Genomic DNA, 23,156 nt, shown 5'->3' with positions numbered 1-23,156 from the left:
CGTCGATGCGCAGGGATGCGGAAGTGGGCATGGCGGGGACGTTGAATCTCGCGCACCTGCGCCGGCGCTACGCGGATGAGGGCGCGACGCCCGAAGAGGTGCTGCGCGAGGTGCTGGGGCGCATCGAGGCGTGCACCGCGCAGCACGTCTGGGTGGACCTGCTGCCCCACGACGATCTGCTGCTGCGCGCCCGCGCGTTGGGTGCGATGAGCGCCGCGCAGCGCGCCGAACTGCCGCTCTTCGGCATCCCGTTCGCGGTCAAGGACAACATCGACGTCGCGAGCTATCCGACCACCGCCGGCTGCCCGGAATTCGCCTACACCGCCTCGCGCACGGCCACCGTGGTGGCGCGCCTGGAGGCGGCCGGCGCGATGCTGATCGGCAAGACCAACATGGACCAGTTCGCCACCGGCCTCGTCGGCACGCGCTCGCCCTACGGCGCTTGCGACAACGCCGTCGACCCGGCCTACGTCTCGGGCGGGTCGAGTTCCGGCTCGGCGGTCGCGGTGGCCTGCGATCTCGTCAGCTTCTCGCTCGGCACCGACACCGCCGGTTCCGGGCGCGTGCCGGCCGCGTGCAATGGCATCGTCGGTCTCAAGCCGACGCGCGGCCTGCTCAGCACCGCCGGCGTGGTGCCGGCCTGCCGTTCGCTGGACTGCGTGGCGATATTCGCCCAGTGTGTGGCCGATGCCGGCACGGTGCTGGAAATCGCCCTGGGGCCGGACCCGCGCGACCCGCTCAGCCGATATGAAACGCTACGGCCCGGTCGCCGTGCGCTCGCCGCCGGCGGTTTCCGCTTCGGCGTCCCGTCCGACGAGCGCCTGCGATTCTTCGAAGACGCCGAAAGCCAACACTTGTTCGAATCGGCCGTCGCGCAGCTGCAGGCCATGGGCGGGCAACGCATCGAAATCGATTTCACGCCCTTCCTAAACGCCGGCAGCCTGCTCTACGAAGGACCCTGGGTGGCCGAAAGGCTGGCCGCGGTCGGTCGCTTCCTGCACCAACGCCCGCAGGCCTTGCTGCCGGTTACCCGGAGAATCCTGGAGGAAGGCCTGGCGTATGACGCGGCCGATACCTTTGTCGCGCAGTATCGGCTTGCCGCTCTGCGGCGCGAGGCGGAAGCGGAAATGGCGCGCATCGATGTTTTGATCACGCCGACCATCGGCACACAGGTCATGCGTGCCGCCGTGGAGGCAGACCCGATGACAGCCAACCGGGAATTGGGTTACTACACCCAGTTCGTCAATCTGCTCGATCAGTGCGCCATCGCGATTCCCGCCGGTCATCGCGCCGACGGCATGCCCTTCGGCCTGTCCCTGGTCGCGCCGGCATTGGCGGATCGTGACGTGATGATGCTCGCCGCGCGCTTCCTGGGCGAGCGTCTACCCAAGGTCTCGGCAATCGATGAGCAGGACGACATCCGCCTGGCGGTGGTCGGCGCGCACCTGAGTGGTCAACCGCTCAACCACCAGCTCACCGCGCGCGGCGCCCGACTGCAGCGGCGCTGCCAGACCGCGCGCGCCTATCGTCTCTACGCCTTGCGTGGTACGCATCCGCGCAAGCCCGGCCTGGTGCGCAGCCTGCCTTCCGGTGCCGGCGACGCCATCGAGGTCGAGGTCTGGTCGCTGCCCACCGGCGAGTTCGGCGGCTTCCTGCGCGAAATTCCATCGCCGCTGTGCATCGGTTCCGTGGAGTTGGAAGACGGCGAGTGGGTACAGGGCTTCCTGTGCGAGCCGCACGCCCTGGTCAACAGCGAAGACATCACCGCCTACGGCGGCTGGCGCGCGTATCTGCACGCAGTCGGAACCTGATCCCGCTCAATCGACTGAGTGCCCGGACCCACCCCGCGCTGCGGCTGGTTTAGAATGCGCCTGTCTTGCCGGGCTGGCCCGGCATCTCCTGCTCCGTCCTGCGGCCCGTGCGCAGGCCGCCGTCGCGGATTTCCCAACGGTTCGAGGCACCGAACAGCCGGCCGGGATGCGGCACATGCCGCATGGCCTGATGGATAGCACAATGGACGATTGCATCATCGTGGGCGGCGGCCTGATCGGCATGCTGACCGCCCGTGAACTCAGCACGGCGGGTCTTGCGGTGCGCCTGATCGAGCGCGGCGAGCCTGGCCGCGAGGCCTCATGGGCGGGCGGCGGGATTCTGTCTCCGCTGTATCCCTGGCGCTACCCTGAGGCGGTGACGCGCCTCGCGCGCTACGGCCAGGCCCGCTACGCCGCTCTGGCGCGGCGGTTGTGCGAAGACAGCGGCGTCGACCCCGAATGGGAGCCCAGCGGCCTGCTGATGACGGACAGCGACGAACAGGCCGAGGCGCTCGCCTGGGCGGACGCACAGGGCGTCGAGATGGAATGGCTCGATGCCGAGGGCGTGTGTCGCTGCGAACCGGCGCTGGCGCCCGCGACGGGTGGGCTGTGGATGCCCGGCATCGCGCAGATGCGCAACCCGCGCCTGGTCCGCGCCCTGCGCGAGAGCCTTGTTCCTGCCGGCATCGCGGTCGAGTCGAACAACCCCGTGCGCGCGCTGCGCGTGACGGCAGGCCGCATCGCCGGCGTGGACACGGAGCAGGGCCTGCGGCAGGCCGGGCAGGTGGTGATTGCCGGCGGCGCGTGGAGCGCCGGGCTGCTCGACGAGCTGGGCGGGGCGCCGCCGATCCGCCCGGTGCGCGGGCAGATGATCGTGTTTCGCGCCGAGCCGGGGCTGCTGCGACGCATCGTCCTGCGCGGCGACCGCTACCTGATTCCGCGCCGCGACGGCCGAATCGTCGTCGGCAGCACGCTCGAGGAGGTCGGCTTCGACAAGGGTACGACGGACGCGGCGCTCGCCTCGCTGCGCGACGCCGCGCGCGGGCTGGTGCCCGCGCTGGCGGACGTGCCGGTGGAGCATCAGTGGTCCGGGCTGCGCCCCGGCTCGCCGGACGGCGTGCCCGTGGTCGCCGAGCATCCACGCGCGGGCGGGCTGTTCGTGAATGCCGGGCATTACCGCAACGGCGTGGTGATCGGCCTCGGCTCGGTGCGGGTGCTCGCCGATCTGATGCTCGGGCGCGCGCCATCGATCGATCCGAAGCCCTATGGGTACCCGTCCGCATGAGCGTGCGCGAAATGCGATTCGTTATAGTTCTAGACCCCGTCTAAATATTGCGATAGCATTTCACCATGTCCGATTTCGCCCGACAGCCCAGGCTCGAACGCTCCAGCGTGATTGCGCTGCTGCGCGAGCATGACATCACGCCGACGCAGCAGCGCGTGGAGATCGGCTGTCTGCTGTTCGGCGGCCATCAGCATGTTTCCGCTGATCAGGTGCTTGCTCGCCTGAGCGGCGCACGGCGCGGCGTTTCCAAGGCTACGGTGTACAACACGCTGGGATTGTTCGCCGAGAAGGGGTTGCTGCGCGAGGTCGTGGTCGACCCGAGCAAGATGTTCTTCGACACCAACCTGGACCCGCATCATCACCTGTATCACCTCGAGACCGGCGAGCTGGAGGATATCGAGGCGGCGGACGTGACCATCAACCGCATGCCGGCCCTGCCGGAGACGGTCGACGTGGCCGGGGTCGACGTGATCATCCGGGTCAAACCCAGCGCCCGTTGAGGGCCGCATCAAGACGGCGTTGAGCTTTGCCGGCGCTTTGACTATCCTTACGCCCCTTGCCGTTGTAGCTCAGTTGGTAGAGCAACTGATTCGTAATCAGTAGGTCGGAGGTTCGACTCCTCTCAACGGCACCACCTATCATTTTCCGCTTTTCTACACTTTAGCCCATTTTTATACACAAATAGTTGAGTTCAAAGGGAAAAACACACCTTCCCGGGTGGCGCAAAAATACACTATTGCCCACTTTAACCCGCTTTTATACACTTCGGATTACGCCAAAATTACGCCAAGCAGGCCATGGCCACGATCCGAAAGCGCGGGAACGGATGGAGAGCGGAGGTCTATCGCAACGGCAGACGCCGGTCGAAGACCTTTCACACCAAAGCCCAGGCCCAGTCATGGGCTCTGCAGGTCGAGGTCGAACTCGACGACCTACAGATGGGCCGGATTCCAGCCGACAAGACCATCAGGGACCTATGGCAGCGCTACCTGCACGAGGTCTCGCCAGGCAAGCGGGGCGAGCGATGGGAACGGCTGCGTCTGGAAGCTCTCTGCCGGGATGACTCGCTCGCTGACGTACCGCTGCGCGAGCTATCTCCACAGGCGATCTCGGCCTGGCGCGACCGACGGCTTCGGCAGGTCCTGCCGGCTACCGTGCTGCGCGAATGGAATCTGTTGAGCAACGCCTTCAACATCGGCCTGCAAGAATGGGGCTGGGTGGCGGAAAACCCAATGACCCGTGTGCGCAAGCCGGCAACGCCGGCCGCGCGAGACAGACGGCTCACACAGGATGAAATCGACCGTCTGGTGGTGGCATCAGGCTACACGGATGAACAACCGCCAGAGACGCTCACGGCCCGCGTAGGCGCCACGATGCTGTTCGCCATCGAAACCGCCATGCGAGCAGGCGAGATCGCGGGTCTGATCTGGGGTCACGTCCATGTCGAAAGGCGTTATGTGCATCTGCCCCTGACCAAGAACGGGAAGCCGCGGGACGTGCCTCTGTCGACGCGCGCGCTCGAACTCATTGAACGAATGCGACCGCTGACGGGCGAGCATGAGAACAACCCCGTATTTGGCTTGTCGCCCCGCCAAATCGATGTGCTGTTTCGCAAGATCAAAAAGAAAGTGGGTATCGAGGATTTGCACTTCCACGATACTCGGCGCGAGGCGCTGTCCAGGCTGGCCGCGAAGTTCGATGTCATGGATCTGGCCAAAATATCAGGCCACCAGGACCTGCGCATCCTGCAGAACGTGTACTACGCGCCCAAGGTGGACGATCTGGTCAGCAAGATGGATTAACTCGCTAAGGCTTTCTCCCAGGGGATGGGGGTTACGGAATAGGGGATATACAGGGGATGTGCCGGCGTACCATCCTTGTTGAGTCTCAACACGCTCGGCGTGATGCCATTGCGTTTGAGCAGGTGCTTGACCTGGTCGCTGCGGTTCATAAGCAGCCCGTGCTTACCCCAGGCGCAGACAACAAGGCCAGCGCCGGCCGCTGACTTCAGAATGGCCTCGTCATTGTCATTGCCCACCGGATTCAGGTGCTGATAAAGCGCCGCCGGGTCAGTGGAGCGCAGTGCGAAAATGTTGGCCACTCGCAGTCCGCCGAAACCCATGGCGCGGGCGCGCCGCTCGCAACGCTCTACGGTCGGATCGTTCTTGATCTCGTCGGCAGTTGACGAGTTGAGCATGATGAAGGTTATGTGCACCTCAGTACCCCATTGCCGCGTTAGGGTGTAGCAATAGAGCCTGCACTTGGAAAACGTGGCATTGGAGGTCGACGCGCCCTCGGTTTCAGTGAGGGGAATCATGCTGTGTCCTCCGTCTCAGCCTCGGGGCCACAGAACAAGGCGATAGCCTGATCGAGATTTCCGACCATACGTCGGAGATCGTTGCGAAGAGAGGATAATCCGCCGTATGTCTTGTTGAGTCCGAGGTGTTGTACCGCCCGTATGGCCCTTCCGATTTCCTCGCTGTCAGTAAACTCCGTGAGCTTTACGCCAGCGATTCTCTCGATCGTGGCAATGTGATCCATGACACGCTCATATTTTTGAGTTCGGAGTTTGATTTCTCGCTCGATCGTTGTCCGGTCATTTGCGCGCTGCTTTTCAACTTCAGCCCTGACTGCTGCGCGCACCTCATTCTCATCAATGCCACTTGCGCGTCTCAGCATGGCGGCTACGAATTCGCGGGTTACGGGCTTAGATTCGAGCTTTGGTGCAGCCGCGACCTGACGCAGAGCGTCCCCCTTTTGGACCTCATACTGACCCCAGGTAGGAGGTAGTTCACCCTCTCGTATGACCCCTTCCGGGGCTACGATCCACCACCGATCGCAATAACGCTGGACCGGTTCGGATTTTTCCGGATTCTTGAGTTCTCGTATCCAATCACTGCGGCTGACCTTCACCTCGAAGCCGTGGATTTCCAGCCCGCGGCTGGGCCACAAATTGATAGATACCGCATCAGCCCATCGGCGTTGATTGGCGCCGGTGCCATCTGCAACCTCAAAGAAGATGCCCCACTCGGGCGCACAGAAGCGTGCGCGAAGCGCTGCTTTTACCTCGTGCGTCTTCATGCTTCATCTCTCTGCGCGACGGTCAGAGCGACAGCCATATTCCGGACCCAAATAGGTGTCGCTGACAGTTGGAACGTCTCGCCGGTCTGCGCGAGCAAAAGGGTGCGGCCGAATTCTTCGCCGATGGCTCTGGCCGCTGCCGGCGGTACCGCGTTGCCGATGCGTTCGCGCCAGGCCTGATCCGAAAGTCCGTCGAGCTCAAGTTGCTCTTCGGGGTCTATCAGGGACTGGATTGCGGCCAGTTCGAGGGTCGTGAAGGGACGATGCCAGGTTCCGTCCAGCGCGCGGATGATCGTCGCCAGCTTTTCGTCCGCCGCCGGCAGTGCATCAATGCGGGGATATGCGACGCCCCATCGGCCATTGTCATGGCTGGCCGCCGCTGACACGGCGCCGCTGTGTTCATTCCACGGCACCACACCGTAATGCCCACCGGTGAGGTAGTGATCGCCTTTCTCACGGCGCATGCCCGGGCGCGGGTCCGCCACTGAAAAAGCGCCTTGACCCGTGGTGCTGCCGGACAGGACCGTACCTGCAGGGCGGTTCCAGTCGGTTACGAGATACTTCCCGAAGCTCGGGCCAGCGCGGCGAGGATCGGCAACCGCATACGCACCGGAATCGTCGCCTCCGATAACGGTACCGGTATGGCTGTCGAATCGAGTGACCGCGTACTTGCTGAATAAAGGCCGGTTCGGCGGCCGGGGATCGGCGACGCTGCCGTAGCCGCTGCCGGCGGCGAGTTTGCTGGTGATCGTTGAGCTATGTTCGGCCCAATGGCGGACACCATAGGCATGGCCGTCGTTCCAGAGAGAGGACTGACTGAATCGAGGGTCGGCAATCGAGAATGCGCCGTTGGTCGGGCCACTTTCGCTTTGCACCACACCGGTAGGCTGATCCCATCGACGCACGCCCATATAACCCGATCGATATTCGGGCACGATCAGATAGTCGCGCAGCAAACCGTCCTCAACCTCAAGACGGTTCAGGCTGCGCCAGTCTTTTCCGGCCTCGACGAAGGCAAGGCGGACCCAGGTTTTCCATGCCAACCGGGGAACCCGATGCATAGAACCGGCGGACATATCGCCCGGGAGCGGCATGCGTCCAAGGACCGTTCCGACCGCCTGTAGATCGCGTTTCGGAGGTTCGTAGATAAACGGCGGCACCTTCTCAAGGTGCCGAGCGACCAGAAGGAAGCGCTTGCGGCGTTGAGCAAGCCCGCCTAGCTCACCGCAGTCGTGCGTCGTCTCTGCTACGGCGTAGCCATAGGCAGAAAGCAAGTCGCCGATTTAATCGAGCAGGAATCTACCACGGGTCCCGATTCTCGGGACGTTTTCAAATGCGACCAATTCCGGCGGGTCATCAGACCAGGCCTCCAACATCAGCCAGATACCGCGTAACGTCAACCTGTTCAGGGCCTGGTATTTGTCGGTGCGGCTCTTGCTCTCTGCAAGAAGCCCGGAGAATCCCTTGCACGGCGCGCTGAGGAAAACCGCGTTCGGTCGTTCGTTACCGGCGGCACGGCGAATGTCGGTCGGCGTACATTCGCGCCAATCAGCCGGCGGTTCGCAATCATGGAAGGCGATGTACTGGTCCCGATCGAACATGTCGAGGACGGTGCCTTTCACGCCAGCGGCATGCTCGAAGTCCGCGATGGCGGCGGGGTCCACGTCGACGCCACCTATGCAGCGCCAACGTCCCTCAAGGTTCCCGACCCGAGGGGTGGCTTGGTTGAAACCTTTGGCGCCACCGCCAAGGCCGCAGAACAAGTGAAAGTGGCGCATTTCGCGCCGTTCGACAGTCTTATGTTGTTCCATGATGTCCGAGTCTCCTAATTGTTTTTTGAAGATGTTCGCGGGCTAGGCCGCTATCTTTGTGTCCTTGAAGCAGCCCATAGATGGGCTGCGACCCGCCGGCCTTGAGTCATGTGCAGCGGCAGAGCGGACCCGAAGGGTGATCTGGTCAAATCTCCTGGCACCTCTGTTCAGTCATGGATGGCTGTGCGAAGGCGACAAGGCGGCGACTCGACCAGATAGGTTCTGTCGACCAAATCGCCAGACATCTGATTGCCGAACACGGTCCAGCCCGGTGCGGCGCGGCGTCCGAACAGTTCGAGGTAGGGACCGTCGTTGGCCTGTTCGATCATGGTTCGAAACGCTTCCGGCTTGGCGCTGTGCTTGCCGCGCGGAAAGGTCACCGCACTATGCAGGTTGCGGGCTTTCCACTGCGGCTTGCCTTTTCGGCCGAGTAGCAGCAGTTCGTGATTCAATCGCCAATAATTGCCCAGCCCCATCTGCGGCTTAACCCACACCGCCTGACTTTTGAAGTCGAATCCCCAGGCATCCATGATGTCGAGCGCATCTTTCAGGAACCCGTTCGTTGTCCAGAGATGAAGAAAACAGTCGGTATCCGCGAGATCGGGTATCGGCATGGCGGCGATATCCGCGCTGCTCATGGTGTCATAGTGGTTGTCGGTCGCCGCGCGGGTGCCCTGGTTGTCGTAGCGCCAGGGCGGATCGGCGTAGATGACGCGGTATTTGCRCTGTTCGCGGATGAGCACGTCGAGACTGGATACGTGGCGGCATCCGTTTTGAGCGACACGTTCGCCGTCCGTCGGGCGAGGCTTTTGCGAAGCCTTGCCGCGTACCGGATTCATGTCGAAGCCCGTCGCTTCCAACGCTTCTCGGCGCTGGGCGCTGAGCGTGCCATGGTTGTATCGGCGCCGCTGTTCGTTAAGCCAGCGTCCGAGCGGGTCTATTTTCCCGGATGAATCGCGTACGGGAAGGTGGAGTTTGCCGTTGGCGAGCCGGGTTGCGGCCGCGGAGGCCTCGCCCAGGCGCAGGTGCCAGTGCATGTCGTTATCGATATCCTGCATGACCTGAGACCGTGAATGGGTTTCAGGTCATTGTCCGGAGTTCTCGAATAACGCAAGCGCCCAAATAGATCAATATACGGCTGTTATTCGATCAATTTGCGCTTGTCGGATGGCTGCGCGCCGAGTCAGAAGACGATCTGTCCCCCGAGACCGATGCCATAGCTGGCGCTGCCGTTGCTCAGGCCCTTGTCGAAGTAGAGCTGGAAACCGCTGCCCTGTGGGTTGATGTTGTGGTTCCAGGCGACGATCAGGTCCGCCGGTCCGGCGTAACCCTTCTGCTCCGACTGCGAACCGGAGAACATCGCGGTGATGATGTTCGCCTGCGAACGCGGCAATACATAGCTCGCTCCGAAGTCGTAGGTGGCGATGTTCTGCAGGTTCGAGTTCGCCGGCTTGCCGACCAGGCGATAGCCGATGTGGGCGAACGGGAAGGTGTAATACCCCGCGCGGGCGTCGAAACCCAGGCCGGCCTCGTAGTCGTTCTGCCCGGTGCCGAGTCCGGCGGAATGCGAGGCGGTGGCGATCTTGACCTTGGCATAGGGATGGATGCCGATGCGGCCGTCGCGTGCGTGGGTGGCCGAATAGCGCACGGTGAACCATGTATCGCCCATGCCGGAGGCCGAGCGGGTCTGCGTCTGCGTGCCGCCGCGGCTGGACAGGTTGCTGCCGGCGAGGGTGGCTCCCTGCGGGAGCCCGCTGACAGACTCGTAGGCCAAAGTCATTTTGACCCGTAGACGACCCTTGCGGTACTGGGCGTAGATCGGAACGTAGAAGATATCGATGTTGTTGGCAGTGCCGTAGGTGCCGCTGAAATAGGCCGGTACGCTACCCACGGTGATGCGTGCTTGCCCGGCTTGTGCCAGCGGTGATGCGCACAGCATTGCCACGGCGCACGCGATCGTCGCTCGATAGGTCGCTTGCATGATTGTCTCTTATTGAAATTGGATATTGTTGTTATGCGCGCCCCACGATGCGCCGAACCGAGCCGGTCGTGTCGAGGGGCGCGTGCGTAGCTCAGTGATCGACTTGGGGCTTCTGCACGTCGGGGCGCTGGATCTCGGGCTTCGAGATATCCGGCGTCTGCACTTCCGGGCGGTCGATTTCCGGTTTCTCAACCTCCGGCTTTTCAATCTCCGGTTGGTCGATGTCCGGGCGATGACTTTCGACTTCAGCTTTCGCAGTCGGATTTCCGGGCATGGCTGGCGTGGCGGGATTTCCTGGGCCGTTCGGCGAAGCCGGTGTGGCCGCGTTGCCGGGCAACGAATCTACAGGCGTCGTGGCTGCCGCGATGCCTGCGGTACCCAGGCCTAGCGCGAAAACACCAGATACAGCGAGCGTTCTGATTTTGGAAATGTTCTTTGCCATAAATGCAATGCCTCTCAGTGATAATAGGAAATTGGAGGGCGTCTGAACCCTCCGTTTAAGATAAACGAAAACAGCGGGAACAAGGTTCCCGCCTATCCGTGAATCCGCCCCTCTCATCCCCGCGTACACGGGGGGAACGCAGGCCAAGTCGCCCTCCGCTGGTCAATCCGCCTCTCATCCCCGCGTACACGGGGGGAACGGTGGAGAAGTCAAGGGCAGGCCAGTACGACCCCCTCTCATCCCCGCGTACACGGGGGGAACCGAATTGCAAAATCCTTTTCACGTCGCCGTAGCCTCTCATCCCCGCGTACACGGGGGGAACCTGCCACGACAGATGCGGGCAGACCTGCTGGTCCTCTCATCCCCGCGTACACGGGGGGAACCCTTCTTCCAATCCGTTGAAAAAAGAGCAATTTTTAGGGCCGCTGAAAAGTACCGATTTTGGGGTGCCCAAAACCGGCCTTTTTAACCCATCAAAAGCAATCCCGTCTTTCGAAAAAACCCATCAAACGGAAAGCCAGACATGCGTGATCCGTCCTTGCTGGTCGACCGCGCAACGCGCTCCGGTAGACACCAGGCGCCCGAGCCGACGGGACGATATTTCGTCCGGCTCACCCAGCCTGAGATCGACTTGCTCAGCCAGTCCTCTGGCAACGGGATCGGACGCTGCTTTCCCCGACGCGATAGAAAACAAATCGCGTTGCGTCGCGGGCCAGTACCGGGTCGCCTTGCCGCTGCCCGTACTCAGTATCCGTCCTTCGCGCACCAGCACGTGAAGCATTTGGGAAACCGGATGGGCGCCTATCAAAAACTCATGGCCGTGACGCTCCCTGAGCTTTTCCAGAATCTCGTTGCGGTTCATCGGCGTCACATCGCTCGCCGACCACAACCCGAGAATCATGGGCATCAGCGTCTTGCTTTCGGCGCGCGGCACCTCCTGGCGCAGGTTGGCGATGTCTTGCCGTCGCTGCGCCATTCGGGTCATGTCCTCCGGGGTGGGTCGCATGGCCTTGTCCAGCGATTTGAGCCACTCCGTCCGGTGCTCAGCCGGAGCGGAATACACGCCACGAATCTGCACGACCCGGTGCTGTTTGAGCTCCTGTAGCGCCAGCGATACCTGGTGAGGTTCCCTGTCCAGCAGGGCGCCGAGGTCTCGTGCGCGCCAGCCAAGCTCGCCTTCCGGCGGGGGGAGGAGCAACGCGGCGAGCAGATCGCGTTTGTTGATTGAACTTGTCATCGTGAGCATCCTCATTATTCGAACACCGGGACCCCGGCCTCGAAAACACGGCGCTTGAGGTCGTCCCAGTGTTCCGGTAGCAGCACGTCCGCACCGTTGAGCCAGGACATGCAGGCGTTGAACGGCGAGAGGCCGGCGGGCAGGGCGAGCCCCACGGGTTCGGTCTTCCCGCGATAGGTCTTGCCGGCCAGATGGCGGGCCAGGGCATCCAGGGCATAAGCCAGCCAGCGCTCGTTGGTCTTGCCGCCGCCGCCCATGTGCTTTTCCTGCGCGATACGGAACCGCAAGGCCTCAGAAGGCAGCCATTGCCCCGCATCGGAAGATTTATCGCCGCGGTAAAATTGCGCCCAGAAATCGGCCATCTGGTGCTGTACGCGGGTGCCGCCGTAAACCAGCCAGGTGAGAAACAGCGCGGTCTGCATGGCGGCATTGGTGCAGGGGTAGCGCACGGCGTCGACGACCTCGACGATCGGCTTCCAGCGGGCCATGATGTCGTAAACCTCGGCTTTGTGATACGAACCGTTCAAACGGCGCAGTACAAAGCCGTCGGCCATGCGCAGCGAAGAAACATACAGATATCGGATGCAGGCGGATTCGGCGGGCACGTCGTGTTCTCGACGGGCACCATAAATTTGGTCGCGCCCTGTTTCCATCTGGCGAGGATTATCGAAATGCGTATAGAGGTTCTTGGCGACATCGATCGATGGCACGCGATAGACATCCACGGAAACACGCTCGGGCGCCTCGAGCAGCCCGCGCTCCCACAGATAGGCGCGGCTGTGACCGTCCAGCTTGATCATGCGGCCGTCGGGCAGCTGCGCGGCCGATACGCGCGCATGGACGGGCGACGGCTGACCCAGGTGAGCGCGGAGCGCGGACAGGGCATGACGCTCGGTTTCGCGCTGGCGAGGATTGGTTTCGACCTTGAGCCAGGCGTCGACCGACATGCTGAGCGTTTCACGCGAAACAGGCAGGGTCGACGGGGCCTCTGCGCCCTGGTCGGACGTGGGTTGAGCGGTACTCACAACGGTTCTCGTTAGCATGATTAACCTCGTGACTGAGTGATGAATCCTGATCGTTGATCGGATGCCCAAAGACGCAAGCGGCTCAACGGAATATCCCTGCGGCTGACAACTCCGCGTCGGTCAGTTCACCGCGGTGCTTGTATCTGCCATCCATTGCTGGTGGCACGGAGATGAGGGCTGGCATCTTCTCGGTCCCCATTCCGAGCGAATTGTCGACAACGAGACCAATCACGCGGCCGCTCAGACTACTGACTCCGAACGCCGCCAGGGGATAGACGACAGGCTTGCCGTCGACCCGATGGACATAAAACCAATCCTGCGCGGAGCAAATGGACGTGTACGACATGTCGTTGACCTCAAGGCAATACGTTGGCTGCGCGCCGCACGCCGGTGGACTGGCAGACGGCGGACGGACGCTGGCCGTCGACAGAACAGATGGCTGCCGTGATCAGATTGGCCTGCGGCAGGACGGCGCGGGCGAGGGCGGATTTCGGGTTGGCGAGCTTCCCGGCGATTTTGTGCCACGTCAGATGTGCGAACAGGGCTGGGTTGACGGGTGCGCCGAGCAACAGCCATCGGCCGCCGATATAAAGGAACGGAATCCCCCCAACATGGGAGGTATAGGGAGTGGTGTCGTAATGGGCGAACACCTCGCGATCGCGGCCAATCAGCGGCTGTAGCGGCAGACCTTCTCGCGTACGGACTTCCGTAGGGGAAAAGGTGATATAGGGGCTCTTGAATTCAGCTTGCGCGAAGGTCAGCGTTGGCGTATCCGGATAAACATCGCCGGGGCTGGACAGCATGGCGCGCAGCCCCTGAAAGGAGCCGAAGCGCATCAAGGCGATGGTCAGCGGCCAACGCAGCGCGGCGCAATAGGGGCAAAAGTCGGCGCCCACGTAGCGCACGTTCGGGCTACCCGGCGCCGGCCGGGCGTCGATGGCCTGCATCGCCGTGTAGGCGGGCGCCGATCGCAAGACGAGACCTCGCTGCGAGGCGGTCTGCAGCAGATGCATCACGGCTGAGGAAAGAGGCTCGTCGTAAGCCGGCGAAGCCCATGCGACAACGGGAAGGAGCAGCAGAAAAACGAGCAGTGATCGCTTGATCATGTAAATCAGCCTCAGTATTTGATGTTCGTTTGCGGCGATCCGGTGCCGCCTTTGCGCCGCGACGGCAGCTTTTCCCACAGGTCGGGATCGTGATCGCGCGCGTCGATGGCGTAGGGGTGATAGCGCAGCCCGCCGTCGGCAGCTGACCGGTAGAATCCCCAGCCCTTGGTCCGAGCCCCATGAGAGAAGATGGTCCAGGCTTCGCCGCCCGACGGCAGGATGATGCGGTGCCTTGTTCCGCCGTCGATGCGGTTGATGCGCAGCGGCCAGAACCGACGCCGGATTTCAAACAGGCTGCCGGCCTGCTGGCGGATTTCCAGATAGACGCCGGAAAGGATCAGCGAACGGGACACGCGCCAGGGGTGGTCATGCAGCCCGCGATCCGGATCGGACGCCAGAAAACGGTGCAGGTACCAGGTCTGGCCGAGAAAGCGGCCCAGATAATAGCGTTCGAGGTAAGGCTCGCCCTGGTCTCCCCGGATGGCACGGAAGGGCAGACGGCTCGCGACGGCAAGATACAGCCAGCGGGCAAAACCGCGTTCGGGCGCGTCATCGCGCCAGTGTTGCGCCGAATCAGCCATGTCGCTTGTCCCGATGGGCTTCCGCCCAGGCGATGATTTCCACGGCTTTCCAGCGCAGCAAGCCGCGTGGCTTGCCAGTCTGCGCGGTCGCGGCCTTGGTCTGCGCCGGCGGAATGCGTATCGGCGCGGGAAAGCCGGGCAGGGCGGCATAGCGTTCGGCCACCTGCCTGCGGCCCACCTTCAGATAGGCCGCCACCTCGTCGGGTCCCCACAGGTCGATGCGCAACGGCACGCGCGGCTCGATCAGCCCGGCGACGGCCGCCGCGAGCGCCTGGATATCGACGTTGGTTGATTCGGTTCCCATGTCCAGCATGATCCGATCCTTTCAACAAGCTGTTGCGCCCGAATAACCGCGAAATAAGGCCTTTTTCGCGAAAGAGCGCAGAATGAAATGGAAGTCGGAATCGAGTTTCCACGATCTCAAGGAAACGCAAGTGGATAGCGCAAAGCGCAACAGGAACAACCGCAGGGCGGGGGGATTAGCGAGGGGGCGGAGATAGCAACAGGTTGGTACTGAACTTAAATATCGATCGTTTTCAGCCCATCAAAACCACCCGGCACGGCCTCGCCCGGGTATCCGGCCTGGTTGCTGAGCAGACGGGTTTCGTCGTGCCGGATATCGACATTCGCGTGCGTATGGCCCCATATCCAGACATCGGCATCGGGCAGCAGATGCGATAGTTCCGAGGCGAAGCCGCCCGTCGACAACCCGAGCGGGTATCCTGGGTGCATGGAGGCATCGACGCACGGGGCATGATGCGTGACAACCACGGTTTTGCCATCGAAAGGCTGCGCGAGACTCGTTTCGAGAAAGTAACGCGCCTCGACGTGTTTCTCGAGGGCCTGAGCGGCCTCGAAGGGAACTCTGCCCTGCGGCGTATCGATTGAAATACGGCGCGAATCGTTCAGATAGCGGTTGGCGACGGCTATTGCATCTGCTTGCGTCTCGCCTGCGGCAGCGTCGACACCGGCCGCAAAATCACTCCAGAGCGTGGTTCCAAGAAAACGCACGCCGTCCATAACGAGCGCTTCGTCATGAAGCGGATAAATGGATGTGCCCGAGAAAAACCTATAAAGATTCTCAAGCGCTTCGTGGTATTCGCAGCCGTAAAACTCGTGGTTCCCGGGCACATACACAAAGGGACGATCAGCCGCCCGCGCGACATTGCCGAGCCAGCGCATCAGATCCGGACGTGCAGCACTAAGGATATCGCCTGCCAGGACGACCAAATCGGCGTCATCGGCAACGCGCAATGGACTGTCGGCCCCATCCGGAACCGGCTTTGGCCGGTCAGCTCGCAGCGCAATCTCAAGGTGCAGATCGGAGAGAATCTGGACGCGCATGGAATCAGATCAGGAAGAAAGCGGTAATACCCGCGCAAAAGGCCAGGGTCGCGCTCAACGTCGCTATCAGGAGGTCCAGTTCGCGCTGCCGTTCTTCGGACCAAATGCCTGCGTCATGCTGTTCCTGTGGTTTTGGAGCAGGCATCGGGCCTGCGATCATCTGACGCTCCAGTGCAGGCAGGGTTCGGTTGCGCGCATCGGTTTTCTGTTCAATCATCAATATTGCCTCTTTCCATGACCGCGCGCGCCAACAGACCGGCATCGCGCGGTGTCCATAAATCAAAAGCATAACGCTCGGCCAGCACATCGCAGGCCGCCCGAAACAAGCCGTCCCAGGGATTGAAGCGTTCCTCGACCAGCGAAACCAGTGTCGCCATTTCGCGGTCGCTCAGTCCATCGAAGAACAGGGATCGCGGATCGATCATGGCGCGCCCGTATCGTTCAGACCGGCGATCTCGATGGCAGTCGAGATTGTCAGCTGCACCAGGAATACGGCGACACCCCAGGCGGCCAACGGAAATCCCAGCCAAAGATGCGCGCCGGCGATGGCGCAATTCGGCGCAGCGCCAGCGATCTGCAGGGGGCATACGGGGGCGCCGGAGCCAACCTCGCTATATTGAAACCACGCGGCCAGCAGTCCGCCCAGGGCGCCCACAAAAGCCACGCGGCTGCACCAGGCGCACGGTTTTGCGAAAAACCCGCGGTACCCCAGCCCGACGCAGATCGCCAGCAGGCAGCCGCGCTGCACCCAGCACAGGGAACAGGGCTGCCATCCCATGAACCATTCCATTGAAAAGGCCGCGCCCAAGGCCACGAAACCGATGCCAAATCCCAACAAGGCCAGCAGCCGGGATGTGTCGAATGCGCGCCGAGGCGATACCAGTCCCACATAAAATCTCATGTGGCTACCCTTCCCGCGACAGCAAAACCCTGGATTCGGTCAGCGCGCGGCTGAGCAGACGGCGCCGCAGGATCAGAAAGCCCAACGGGGGCAATCCGCGCGCCAGCATGAGCGGCATGAACAGCAGCCGCCAGAACGGATTGAGACGCCGTTCGACGACCGTGATCGTCAGACTGCCGTTTTCGAGGCGGAACGTGTACTCGAACTCTGAGATATGGCGCCCCGCCAGCAAGCTGTGTCGCCCAAAACGGCGTGCGAAAATTTCGCCGAATGCTTCGAGCGTGCGTTCGTTGATGGGGCCATCGGACGCATCGGCCATGATGACCGCCTTGCCGATTTCATCGTCGTCAATATCGTTCATCGAAGAATTCTCCTTCTCACTCAAAATTCAGTCGCCGGCATCGGCCAGCAGGATCTGACCGCTGGCATCGAACCCGTGGTTTATCGCAAATCGCATGACGCGCGTCGCGTACTGCACGCCGGCACCGAGGGCATAGCCTGCGTGATACGCTTCGACGGCTTGCCACCAGTCGCCATAGCGCCGGTAATCGCGCGACAGCACATAGGAGGCCGCGAGCACGTTGGCGCACACGTTGTCACGCAGCGCGCTGCGCGTGATGCCGAACCGCCGGTACAGGCGCGGAAGCCACACGCTGTTGACCTGCATGATCCCGAAATCGCGCGTTCCGTTGGCATCCACCCGCACGGTACCGGGCTTGCCGCCTTCGACACGCGCGATGCCGGCGAGTACCTGCGCGGGGACATGCTCCATGCGCTGCTCGGCGCGCGCGCACGTCAAGAACGATCGGGCCGTCATTCGGCCGAGCCTGGGCGGCGCAAGCGGCGCGCCCTGCGCGAAGCCGGAACCTCCACCCATCGTCAAGCCGAACCATGCCAGCGTCAGGCATCCGGCTCGGGCAATCTGAACACCAAGGCCGCGACCAGCTTGCGATGCCGCGCGAAGGCCGAAAGTTCGCTGGTATCCAGCCAATCGAGACAGGCGTCTTCCCCGGCACGGGAAACCGATGTTCGCCAGCGCCCCGAACCGACTCTGGCCGTTTCGACGCGGGTCGGACTGCCTTCCGGCCAAATAACAAGCGTTGCGCATTGGTTCGGTTGCCGCCATGTGCGCAACCTGGCTTGAAAAGTTTCGGATTTGCATCTCAATGCCCAGCCTCCAGCGTTCGAACATCCCGGTCAGCGGAGAGCCTGGCAGGATCTGCTGGAGCGCTCGCTTCCAGCATCGGCACGGGCGCATCGCACAGATCCGGAAAACAACTGGCGATCGCATCTCGCTCCTGAATGCCGGGCAAATGATCCGGCGGCTCGACGGCGCCGCCGTGGGCGACATAGGCGGCGTAGCGCTTGACGAACTCGCGCGCGGAAAAATCCAGTTCGCGCTCGCTCTGGTTAGCGCACAACCTGATCCAGCCTCCCATGTCGCGGATCACGCACAACGCGATGGGGTCGCCGCCGCAGATGGACCGATACGGACCGATGCTGCGGATGGTGCGTTCCACCGCGCTCCAGGCCCGCAGGGCGAGATCTTCGGTGCCGCCGCCCATGATCATGCGGATGATGTCCGCCGGCTTGGGCGGGAAACGGCCGCCGTCCGGATTGCCGAAATGGCGCTCTATACCCCGCGTGACCTCGTCGATGGACCAACGCGACAACGCGGCAAAAGCGAGCTTCACCTCGACCGCCGTTGGCGTGCGCCCATAGGCGTCCTGAGTTCCGAACCAGATGGCGGCAAAGCGCTCGAAGTCCTGTTTTCCATTCATTCAAAAAACCTCCTGTCGCCATTACCGCACGGAACCCGGATAACGCAACTCAGGGCGCGGCCGCGCCGAGCGAGATCCCTTCGCGGGCCAGCATTTCGTCCATCTGTTCGGCGAACAGCGCGGCCAACGCGGCTTCCGATCGTTGGCTCATTTGTCCTGCGCGTATGCCTTTGTTCGCCAGCGTGCCGGCCACTTCGTCGTCGCTGCGCCGGCGTCCAGCCGGATCGACCGGACGGTTGGTGGCCCAGCGGGTTCGCAGCGTTTCCGCATCCTTCACGAGCAAATCCATTGGGTGACAGCGCTGCGCATAGAATCCGCCTTGCCCGACGTACCATCGGGCGACCTGCGGGGCTTCATCCGCGCCGATTCGCGATACCAGATGCGCGCACTGGCCGTTCGTCTTGGCGTTGCGCACGGGTTCTGCGCCGTAACGTTGGGCGTAGGCGGCGGCGTAGGCTTCCCAGGTCAGGCTGGCCGGACTCTTGGGTTTTTCACGAGAGGTGGATGGGGCGGTTGACGGCGATTCCAGCACAAAGTCTTCCGGCGCTTGAACGGATTCCTGCACGGGTGTCGTCGTCGGTTTTTGTTGCGCGTCCGTGAGGTTCGTTTCCGGCCTCGCCGCGTGTTCGGTTCGGCTGACATCGCGAGACTGCACGGTTTCGGGTTCGGCTCGCGCCGGCGTAGCGGCAGGCTGGGACGCGCTGGCGGGGTTGCTGCCAGCGGGCGACTCGGCCGCGGCCTCCGGCATCAGACGGCGTAACAGGTTGCTGGCATGCGTGGCAGCGGGTTTCGGGGCATCCTGGTCAATACCAGAGGCGCGGCGACGAACATCCTGCGCCAGTACCGCTCGATCAGGCTCGTCGACCGTGACGCTGTTGTAGCGCCGCAGCGGGTCCCGGTACGGCTTTTCGTCCGCGCCCTTGGCGCCACTAGCCGTCGGTGGCGCAGACGCATCGACGGCGACCGTTGTCTCGGCAACCGCTTCAGCCGGTAGAGAGTTGTCGCGTTCACGCGGGGCGGGGCTGTCCGCGCCCGGTTGTTCGGCGGCCGGTTGCCGAACTGACGATGCGTACGAAGCATCGGGTTGCGCCGATGCCGTCGGCGCGGCCGGCTGTTCAGCGTCTTGCTGTGCCGACCGATCCGTCTTTTCCGGTGTCTTGCCGCCCGATGGCGGCGGAACGATGGGGGCGGGTGTCGCCGCCTTCTCCAGCGCTTGCACGGCCACCTCGTCGAGTCGCTCGCGATCGAGGTCCAGCAGTTCGAGGGCAAGGCTGCCCCGTACCACCGAGCTTACGGGCAGATCCCGCCAAAGCCGCATGCGGCCCGTCGCCACGTTGGGATTCGCCGCTCGCCGGAGCATGCCGACCAGGTGATTGCGGTGCGTCTGCGGGCAATAGCGCACCAGTCCTGCGGATATGAGTTCCGAGAGCGCCTCCCGGTAGCGGTTTTCGTCGAGGCCGAGATCGCCGATGGCGTACCAGGGTGGCACGCGCGGCGCGTTCAGCCGGTCCGTATGCGGCCCGGTGGCAAGATAGGCGCCCAGCAAGCGGGCGTCTTGCGACAAATCAACGGTCCAGAGTTTGCGCATAAAGGTCGACACGGCCATGAAAGCACCTCCAGGTCAGGGTTTCGCTCAGTGGGTCGTACCGTTGTAAACCGGCAGATGACCGCCCGGATGCCGGAATAACCTCAAATCCGGGGCTTTTTCGCGATTTCCGTGACCAGCATGCCGATTTGCGGGAAAACGCAAGCCGATCAGGCTTCATGAACATCAAGACACCGAATAATCGACATATCGAAATATCCCGATACCTAAATATCTCGAAACTTGGCGAGATACGCGCGCGCGTGCGCGGGCGCGCGATAAGTTATTAACCCTAAGAAGTTAAAAAAAAACCAAAGTCAAATTCAAAGTCAAAGTCAAAGTCAAAACCAAAACCCTCCGCCTCGCTTCGCTCGGCGCCAAGGGGGATTCGCTTCGCTCACCCCCTTGGAACCCCTGTATCCAACCCATGACCTGATTCTTAAAACCAAAGAAACAGTTGAAACGGTTTCAATTATTAAAGAGCGCGCGCGAAATTTTCAAAAAAATCAACAGTATGGGTATCAAGGCAAACCGTTTCGAAACGGTTTGCTGAAACGTCGTTCGTGCGTGTCGAACACAGCGAAGATCATCAGAACGAATCGGCGAGTAGACGCGCATGAGCCGACACGTGGCAACGTACAAATCGACATTCCGTAAGGAGCACGAAGCCGCCTATGCAGAACACCAACAGCGCGCAGGCTTCGTCTGAGGCCTGTCCTGATGAATGCGTGGGTTATAGATGTCATCCGGCGCCGTTCAGAGTTCGGGCCAGGCTTGCGTGAGGGTGGGCGTGTCGTTGGACGGTTTACAGTTTTTGCAACGTAGTCGTATTGCGACTACATTAATTGGCTCGTGATCGAGCCTGAGAGTTGCCATGAGCTTCGCTGATGAACGCCGGATGCCCTTCGACGTGAAAGCTCCCAACGCAACCACGCGCAAGGCAATTGCGGAGCTTGAGGCCGGGAAGGGCAAGCGCTTCGCCAGCGTCGATGACCTGATGACGAAATTGCATGCGGACGATTGATCGCGCCACCGCGTTCAAGCGTGACTACAAGCGGGAGACCAAGGGCCGATTCGCGCCACGCTCGATGCTGATCTCATGACCGAAGCGACTCAGGGGCGGCAGGGTGCCGCGCCTGAGCACCATAGGAATCTCCGGCATTCATGCCGGGGAGGATGTCAATCAGATGCCCTTCGACTTGCACGGCTTGGCTCGCACAATGAGCTTTTCGGCTGAACTGTGCGTCAAGCGATTTTCGCGGCAACCGCTTCCAGGGTATCGAAGCCGACATGCCGCCCGAAGAGAAACACGCCGTCGTCTCCCGATTGCCGGTTCGAATCGGCGGCAAGATTGCCATGGCCGCGCTGCCTCAGATCCGCTTCCGCAATCTCGAAGCCGTCGGTCGTGCGCGTTATGACATCGAGGCGCCGCAAGGTCTTTTCCTTCATCGGACGGGATAGATACAAATCGAACCAGCCTTCGCCGCCGTTGCGCGCCACGCGGCCGCGTAACTGGTGCAACTGGGTCAGCCCTAGCGTTTCCGGGTTCATCACCACAAGGCGTCTAACACCCGGTAGATCGATGCCTACCTCGACGAGCGTGGTGGCTACCAGGATGCGGGCTTTGCCAGACTTCATCGTCTCCATGGCCGCTCGGTTTTCGTCCTGATCCAGACCGCCATGCGAGAGCATGACTTGTCCCGGGAAATGACGCTCCCACAGATGAAACATGTCCTCGGCCGATTTGCGATCACGCCCGGTGCCGGGTTCCTTGGCGCCGGCCTTGCGCGGGTAGACGACGATGACCTGACTGCCGGATGCGCAGGTTTCGCGGATCTGTTGAAATAGTTTGGTCTGCTCGCTGGCTTGCCAGAGACGGGTATGAATGGTCTTCTTGACCGGTCCGTCCCGCAATTTCGAAACCGTTAGCGCGCCAAAGCGAATCAGCGCCTGGGAGCGCGGAATGCAGGTTGCCGATGCTTCCAGCAGATGCGTGCCGTCGCCGACGAGCTTCTCCCGCTGTTCACGGGAAAACTTGTGCTGTTCGTCGACCACGACCAGATCGAATGTGCCTGTTTCGCGATGCAACAGAGCGGTCGTGCCGACCAGTAATGGCGCATGCGTCAAATCGCTCGTACTTTCAGTTGTGCCGGTCACGCAGACAGCGGCGACATCAGGCCACCAGCCGATGATGCGCTCGTGTACCTGCTCGGCCAGTCGCTCGTTCGGCAGCAGGATAGCCACGCGCCCACCGCCACGCACGGAGGAGATGGCCGCCAGCGCGAAAACGGCCGTTTTGCCGGTACCCACGTCGCCGGATAGCAGACGGCGCATGGGCCTGAGTCTGGAAAGATCCTTGTGGATTTCCCCAACGGCAGTGCGCTGGTCCTTCGTGAGCGCGAAGCCGAGCGCCCTAGCTTGCGGTTCCCAGGGGGCGGGATGATGCCACCGGGCCACGCCAAGATGTTGCGTGGCGCGCAGATCGCGCAGGGCATGCCAGGCGGCGAGTCTCTCCAGCACTTGCTGCGCCGCGCGCCCCTCGTCCGGCGTTCGCGGACGATGGGCCAGCCAAAGCACCCGCTCAAGAGGAACCCGCATGGGAAGGCCGGACACCATGTGCCATTCGTTGATCTCCGACTCGCCCAGTTGATCGCGAAGCCAGTTAGCGGCATCGGGCACCTGCGCCTTGAGTCGGTTCAGCACATACCGGCGAACGACATCCGGCTCCAAACCCTGCTTGCCAGAGTAGACGGGACGAAGCTTGCCGACCCACTCAGGAGAAACTGGCTGAGCGCCCTTGAGGCGCAATGCGCGCCCAGCGAAGTCGAGTTTGCCGAATAGATGCACCCGGCAGCCTGACGGCAAAGTGAGCCGCAGCGTCTCGAGATCAGCCGCCGTACCGTAAAGGGTGAATTCAAGCGCGCGTCCGTCGTCATCCAGCATCTGACCGATCAGGCGAGGGTAGGGGCGAGTGTTGAGCACCGGCGCTCGGCTCAATACACCATGCACGAGAACCATCTGCCCAACATCGCCGCGCTTGAAATCTAATTGTGTTATGGCTCGCCGCAGATCATCCCATCGGTGAGGCAGAAAGAGTGGTATCTGTCGCGCCTGCGTCAGCCCAAACGCGGCCAAGGGACCCACCGAACGGTTGTCCCTGAAGGCGTGACCGGGCTGAATGGCCG

The 23,156-nt window shown here is 62.3% G+C and carries 27 protein-coding genes, 1 tRNA gene and 1 CRISPR repeat array; of the genes, 6 read left to right on the top strand and 22 right to left on the bottom strand.

Translation table 11 applies throughout. The features are described 5' to 3' along the window. Window positions 1-5: 5 nt before the first annotated feature. The 5 genes from atzF (at window position 6) to THPRO_RS10895 (ending at window position 4,898) form a co-directional block, all read left to right on the top strand. Window positions 6-1,811: an allophanate hydrolase gene (gene atzF / locus THPRO_RS10915; protein ID WP_236717301.1), complete on the top strand. Its 1,806-nt coding sequence runs from the start codon at window positions 6-8 to the stop codon at window positions 1,809-1,811. 202 nt (window positions 1,812-2,013) lie between these two features. Further along, a complete protein-coding gene (thiO, locus tag THPRO_RS10910) occupies window positions 2,014-3,096 on the top strand; it encodes a glycine oxidase ThiO (protein WP_038091605.1) in 1,083 nt (360 codons plus the stop codon). A 65-nt stretch (window positions 3,097-3,161) separates the two neighbouring features. After that, window positions 3,162-3,596 (top strand): Fur family transcriptional regulator, encoded by a 435-nt coding sequence (locus THPRO_RS10905; protein WP_038091601.1) that lies wholly within the window; start codon window positions 3,162-3,164, stop codon window positions 3,594-3,596. A gap of 58 nt (window positions 3,597-3,654) precedes the next feature. Then, a tRNA-Thr gene (locus THPRO_RS10900) sits at window positions 3,655-3,730 on the top strand. A gap of 163 nt (window positions 3,731-3,893) precedes the next feature. Next, entirely contained in the window at window positions 3,894-4,898 is a 1,005-nt protein-coding gene (locus THPRO_RS10895) for a site-specific integrase (RefSeq protein WP_065089641.1), read from the top strand. Here THPRO_RS10895 and THPRO_RS10890 read toward each other — a convergent pair. The 21 genes from THPRO_RS10890 to THPRO_RS10795 form a co-directional block, all read right to left on the bottom strand. Then, a complete protein-coding gene (locus tag THPRO_RS10890) occupies window positions 4,895-5,413 on the bottom strand; it encodes a DUF1643 domain-containing protein (protein WP_038094158.1) in 519 nt (172 codons plus the stop codon). The two genes, THPRO_RS10895 and THPRO_RS10890, sit on opposite strands and share 4 nt — an antisense overlap. After that, window positions 5,410-6,177: a hypothetical protein gene (locus THPRO_RS10885; RefSeq protein WP_065089640.1), complete on the bottom strand. Its 768-nt coding sequence runs from the start codon at window positions 6,175-6,177 to the stop codon at window positions 5,410-5,412. Before THPRO_RS10885 ends, THPRO_RS10890 begins: the two co-directional genes overlap by 4 nt. Continuing rightward, window positions 6,174-7,451 (bottom strand): DNA cytosine methyltransferase, encoded by a 1,278-nt coding sequence (locus tag THPRO_RS17125; RefSeq protein WP_236717300.1) that lies wholly within the window; start codon window positions 7,449-7,451, stop codon window positions 6,174-6,176. The genes THPRO_RS10885 and THPRO_RS17125 overlap by 4 nt, the downstream gene beginning before the upstream one ends. A 9-nt stretch (window positions 7,452-7,460) precedes the next feature. Continuing rightward, complete coding sequence (locus tag THPRO_RS17290; RefSeq protein ID WP_236717299.1) at window positions 7,461-7,988, bottom strand: hypothetical protein; 528 nt, start codon at window positions 7,986-7,988, stop codon at window positions 7,461-7,463. 167 nt (window positions 7,989-8,155) lie between these two features. Continuing rightward, the gene (locus tag THPRO_RS16340; RefSeq protein WP_082954606.1) at window positions 8,156-9,046 is read right to left on the bottom strand and encodes an MT-A70 family methyltransferase; all 891 of its coding nucleotides are present in this window, start codon (window positions 9,044-9,046) and stop codon (window positions 8,156-8,158) included. Between the two features lie 125 nt (window positions 9,047-9,171). Beyond that, window positions 9,172-9,969: a hypothetical protein gene (locus THPRO_RS10870; RefSeq protein ID WP_197513086.1), complete on the bottom strand. Its 798-nt coding sequence runs from the start codon at window positions 9,967-9,969 to the stop codon at window positions 9,172-9,174. 91 nt (window positions 9,970-10,060) lie between these two features. Further along, window positions 10,061-10,411, bottom strand: coding sequence for a hypothetical protein (locus tag THPRO_RS16790; protein WP_145930840.1), 351 nt, complete (start codon window positions 10,409-10,411; stop codon window positions 10,061-10,063). Between the two features lie 109 nt (window positions 10,412-10,520). Next, window positions 10,521-10,795: direct repeats of the CRISPR family, unit length 30 nt; unit sequence CCTCTCATCCCCGCGTACACGGGGGGAACC. Between the two features lie 121 nt (window positions 10,796-10,916). After that, window positions 10,917-11,657, bottom strand: coding sequence for a hypothetical protein (locus THPRO_RS10860; protein WP_145930839.1), 741 nt, complete (start codon window positions 11,655-11,657; stop codon window positions 10,917-10,919). Between the two features lie 5 nt (window positions 11,658-11,662). Then, a complete protein-coding gene (locus tag THPRO_RS10855; RefSeq protein ID WP_145930838.1) occupies window positions 11,663-12,673 on the bottom strand; it encodes a hypothetical protein in 1,011 nt (336 codons plus the stop codon). 82 nt (window positions 12,674-12,755) lie between these two features. After that, a complete protein-coding gene (locus THPRO_RS10850) occupies window positions 12,756-13,019 on the bottom strand; it encodes a hypothetical protein (protein WP_065089638.1) in 264 nt (87 codons plus the stop codon). 10 nt (window positions 13,020-13,029) lie between these two features. Further along, window positions 13,030-13,779, bottom strand: coding sequence for a DUF929 family protein (locus THPRO_RS10845; protein WP_065089637.1), 750 nt, complete (start codon window positions 13,777-13,779; stop codon window positions 13,030-13,032). Window positions 13,780-13,790: 11 nt separating this feature from the next. Further along, window positions 13,791-14,360 carry a hypothetical protein gene (locus THPRO_RS10840; protein WP_065089636.1) on the bottom strand — a complete coding sequence of 190 codons (570 nt, stop codon included), beginning with the start codon at window positions 14,358-14,360 and terminating at the stop codon, window positions 13,791-13,793. Next, window positions 14,353-14,673 (bottom strand): helix-turn-helix transcriptional regulator, encoded by a 321-nt coding sequence (locus THPRO_RS10835; protein ID WP_052064661.1) that lies wholly within the window; start codon window positions 14,671-14,673, stop codon window positions 14,353-14,355. Before THPRO_RS10835 ends, THPRO_RS10840 begins: the two co-directional genes overlap by 8 nt. A 206-nt stretch (window positions 14,674-14,879) precedes the next feature. After that, a complete protein-coding gene (locus THPRO_RS10830; protein ID WP_065089635.1) occupies window positions 14,880-15,704 on the bottom strand; it encodes a metallophosphoesterase in 825 nt (274 codons plus the stop codon). A gap of 4 nt (window positions 15,705-15,708) precedes the next feature. Further along, a complete protein-coding gene (locus tag THPRO_RS10825) occupies window positions 15,709-15,921 on the bottom strand; it encodes a hypothetical protein (RefSeq protein ID WP_038093114.1) in 213 nt (70 codons plus the stop codon). After that, complete coding sequence (locus THPRO_RS10820) at window positions 15,914-16,129, bottom strand: hypothetical protein (protein ID WP_038093116.1); 216 nt, start codon at window positions 16,127-16,129, stop codon at window positions 15,914-15,916. The genes THPRO_RS10825 and THPRO_RS10820 overlap by 8 nt, the downstream gene beginning before the upstream one ends. Continuing rightward, window positions 16,126-16,605, bottom strand: coding sequence for a disulfide bond formation protein B (locus tag THPRO_RS10815; RefSeq protein WP_065089634.1), 480 nt, complete (start codon window positions 16,603-16,605; stop codon window positions 16,126-16,128). Before THPRO_RS10815 ends, THPRO_RS10820 begins: the two co-directional genes overlap by 4 nt. A gap of 4 nt (window positions 16,606-16,609) precedes the next feature. Further along, window positions 16,610-16,966, bottom strand: a complete 357-nt coding sequence (locus THPRO_RS10810; RefSeq protein WP_038093122.1) for a hypothetical protein — start codon at window positions 16,964-16,966, stop codon at window positions 16,610-16,612. Between the two features lie 27 nt (window positions 16,967-16,993). Next, window positions 16,994-17,731, bottom strand: coding sequence for a lytic transglycosylase domain-containing protein (locus THPRO_RS16335; RefSeq protein ID WP_161489977.1), 738 nt, complete (start codon window positions 17,729-17,731; stop codon window positions 16,994-16,996). Window positions 17,732-17,768: 37 nt separating this feature from the next. Continuing rightward, the gene (locus THPRO_RS17035) at window positions 17,769-18,386 is read right to left on the bottom strand and encodes a DUF6475 domain-containing protein (protein WP_052064664.1); all 618 of its coding nucleotides are present in this window, start codon (window positions 18,384-18,386) and stop codon (window positions 17,769-17,771) included. Between the two features lie 49 nt (window positions 18,387-18,435). Then, window positions 18,436-19,992: a hypothetical protein gene (locus tag THPRO_RS10795; RefSeq protein WP_065089633.1), complete on the bottom strand. Its 1,557-nt coding sequence runs from the start codon at window positions 19,990-19,992 to the stop codon at window positions 18,436-18,438. A gap of 853 nt (window positions 19,993-20,845) precedes the next feature. Here THPRO_RS10795 and THPRO_RS10790 point away from each other — a divergent pair. After that, window positions 20,846-20,995, top strand: coding sequence for a type II toxin-antitoxin system RelB/DinJ family antitoxin (locus THPRO_RS10790; RefSeq protein WP_082954603.1), 150 nt, complete (start codon window positions 20,846-20,848; stop codon window positions 20,993-20,995). Between the two features lie 221 nt (window positions 20,996-21,216). Here the strand turns inward: THPRO_RS10790 and THPRO_RS10785 are convergent, their stop codons facing one another. Then, window positions 21,217-22,779 (bottom strand): DEAD/DEAH box helicase, encoded by a 1,563-nt coding sequence (locus THPRO_RS10785; RefSeq protein WP_236717298.1) that lies wholly within the window; start codon window positions 22,777-22,779, stop codon window positions 21,217-21,219. Between the last annotated feature and the right edge of the window lie 377 nt (window positions 22,780-23,156).

It is taken from the genome of Acidihalobacter prosperus (genome assembly GCF_000754095.2).
GTDB lineage: Bacteria > Pseudomonadota > Gammaproteobacteria > DSM-5130 > Acidihalobacteraceae > Acidihalobacter > Acidihalobacter prosperus.
The sequence above is the reverse complement of the archived record's forward strand: the minus strand, read 5'-3'. Positions and strand labels throughout refer to the sequence as shown.

Coding starts and splice junctions, on each gene's coding strand:
- atzF (WP_236717301.1), top strand. CDS start 6: ATGCGCAGGGATGCGGAAGTGGGCATGGCGGGGACGTTGAATCTCGCG.
- thiO (WP_038091605.1), top strand. CDS start 2,014: ATGGACGATTGCATCATCGTGGGCGGCGGCCTGATCGGCATGCTGACC.
- THPRO_RS10905 (WP_038091601.1), top strand. CDS start 3,162: ATGTCCGATTTCGCCCGACAGCCCAGGCTCGAACGCTCCAGCGTGATT.
- THPRO_RS10895 (WP_065089641.1), top strand. CDS start 3,894: ATGGCCACGATCCGAAAGCGCGGGAACGGATGGAGAGCGGAGGTCTAT.
- THPRO_RS10890 (WP_038094158.1), bottom strand. CDS start 5,413: ATGATTCCCCTCACTGAAACCGAGGGCGCGTCGACCTCCAATGCCACG.
- THPRO_RS10885 (WP_065089640.1), bottom strand. CDS start 6,177: ATGAAGACGCACGAGGTAAAAGCAGCGCTTCGCGCACGCTTCTGTGCG.
- THPRO_RS17290 (WP_236717299.1), bottom strand. CDS start 7,988: ATGGAACAACATAAGACTGTCGAACGGCGCGAAATGCGCCACTTTCAC.
- THPRO_RS10870 (WP_197513086.1), bottom strand. CDS start 9,969: ATGCAAGCGACCTATCGAGCGACGATCGCGTGCGCCGTGGCAATGCTG.
- THPRO_RS16790 (WP_145930840.1), bottom strand. CDS start 10,411: ATGGCAAAGAACATTTCCAAAATCAGAACGCTCGCTGTATCTGGTGTT.
- THPRO_RS10860 (WP_145930839.1), bottom strand. CDS start 11,657: ATGCTCACGATGACAAGTTCAATCAACAAACGCGATCTGCTCGCCGCG.
- THPRO_RS10850 (WP_065089638.1), bottom strand. CDS start 13,019: ATGTCGTACACGTCCATTTGCTCCGCGCAGGATTGGTTTTATGTCCAT.
- THPRO_RS10845 (WP_065089637.1), bottom strand. CDS start 13,779: ATGATCAAGCGATCACTGCTCGTTTTTCTGCTGCTCCTTCCCGTTGTC.
- THPRO_RS10840 (WP_065089636.1), bottom strand. CDS start 14,360: ATGGCTGATTCGGCGCAACACTGGCGCGATGACGCGCCCGAACGCGGT.
- THPRO_RS10835 (WP_052064661.1), bottom strand. CDS start 14,673: ATGCTGGACATGGGAACCGAATCAACCAACGTCGATATCCAGGCGCTC.
- THPRO_RS10830 (WP_065089635.1), bottom strand. CDS start 15,704: ATGCGCGTCCAGATTCTCTCCGATCTGCACCTTGAGATTGCGCTGCGA.
- THPRO_RS10825 (WP_038093114.1), bottom strand. CDS start 15,921: ATGATTGAACAGAAAACCGATGCGCGCAACCGAACCCTGCCTGCACTG.
- THPRO_RS10820 (WP_038093116.1), bottom strand. CDS start 16,129: ATGATCGATCCGCGATCCCTGTTCTTCGATGGACTGAGCGACCGCGAA.
- THPRO_RS10815 (WP_065089634.1), bottom strand. CDS start 16,605: ATGAGATTTTATGTGGGACTGGTATCGCCTCGGCGCGCATTCGACACA.
- THPRO_RS10810 (WP_038093122.1), bottom strand. CDS start 16,966: ATGAACGATATTGACGACGATGAAATCGGCAAGGCGGTCATCATGGCC.
- THPRO_RS16335 (WP_161489977.1), bottom strand. CDS start 17,731: ATGGCGGCAACCGAACCAATGCGCAACGCTTGTTATTTGGCCGGAAGG.
- THPRO_RS17035 (WP_052064664.1), bottom strand. CDS start 18,386: ATGAATGGAAAACAGGACTTCGAGCGCTTTGCCGCCATCTGGTTCGGA.
- THPRO_RS10795 (WP_065089633.1), bottom strand. CDS start 19,992: ATGGCCGTGTCGACCTTTATGCGCAAACTCTGGACCGTTGATTTGTCG.
- THPRO_RS10790 (WP_082954603.1), top strand. CDS start 20,846: ATGAGCTTCGCTGATGAACGCCGGATGCCCTTCGACGTGAAAGCTCCC.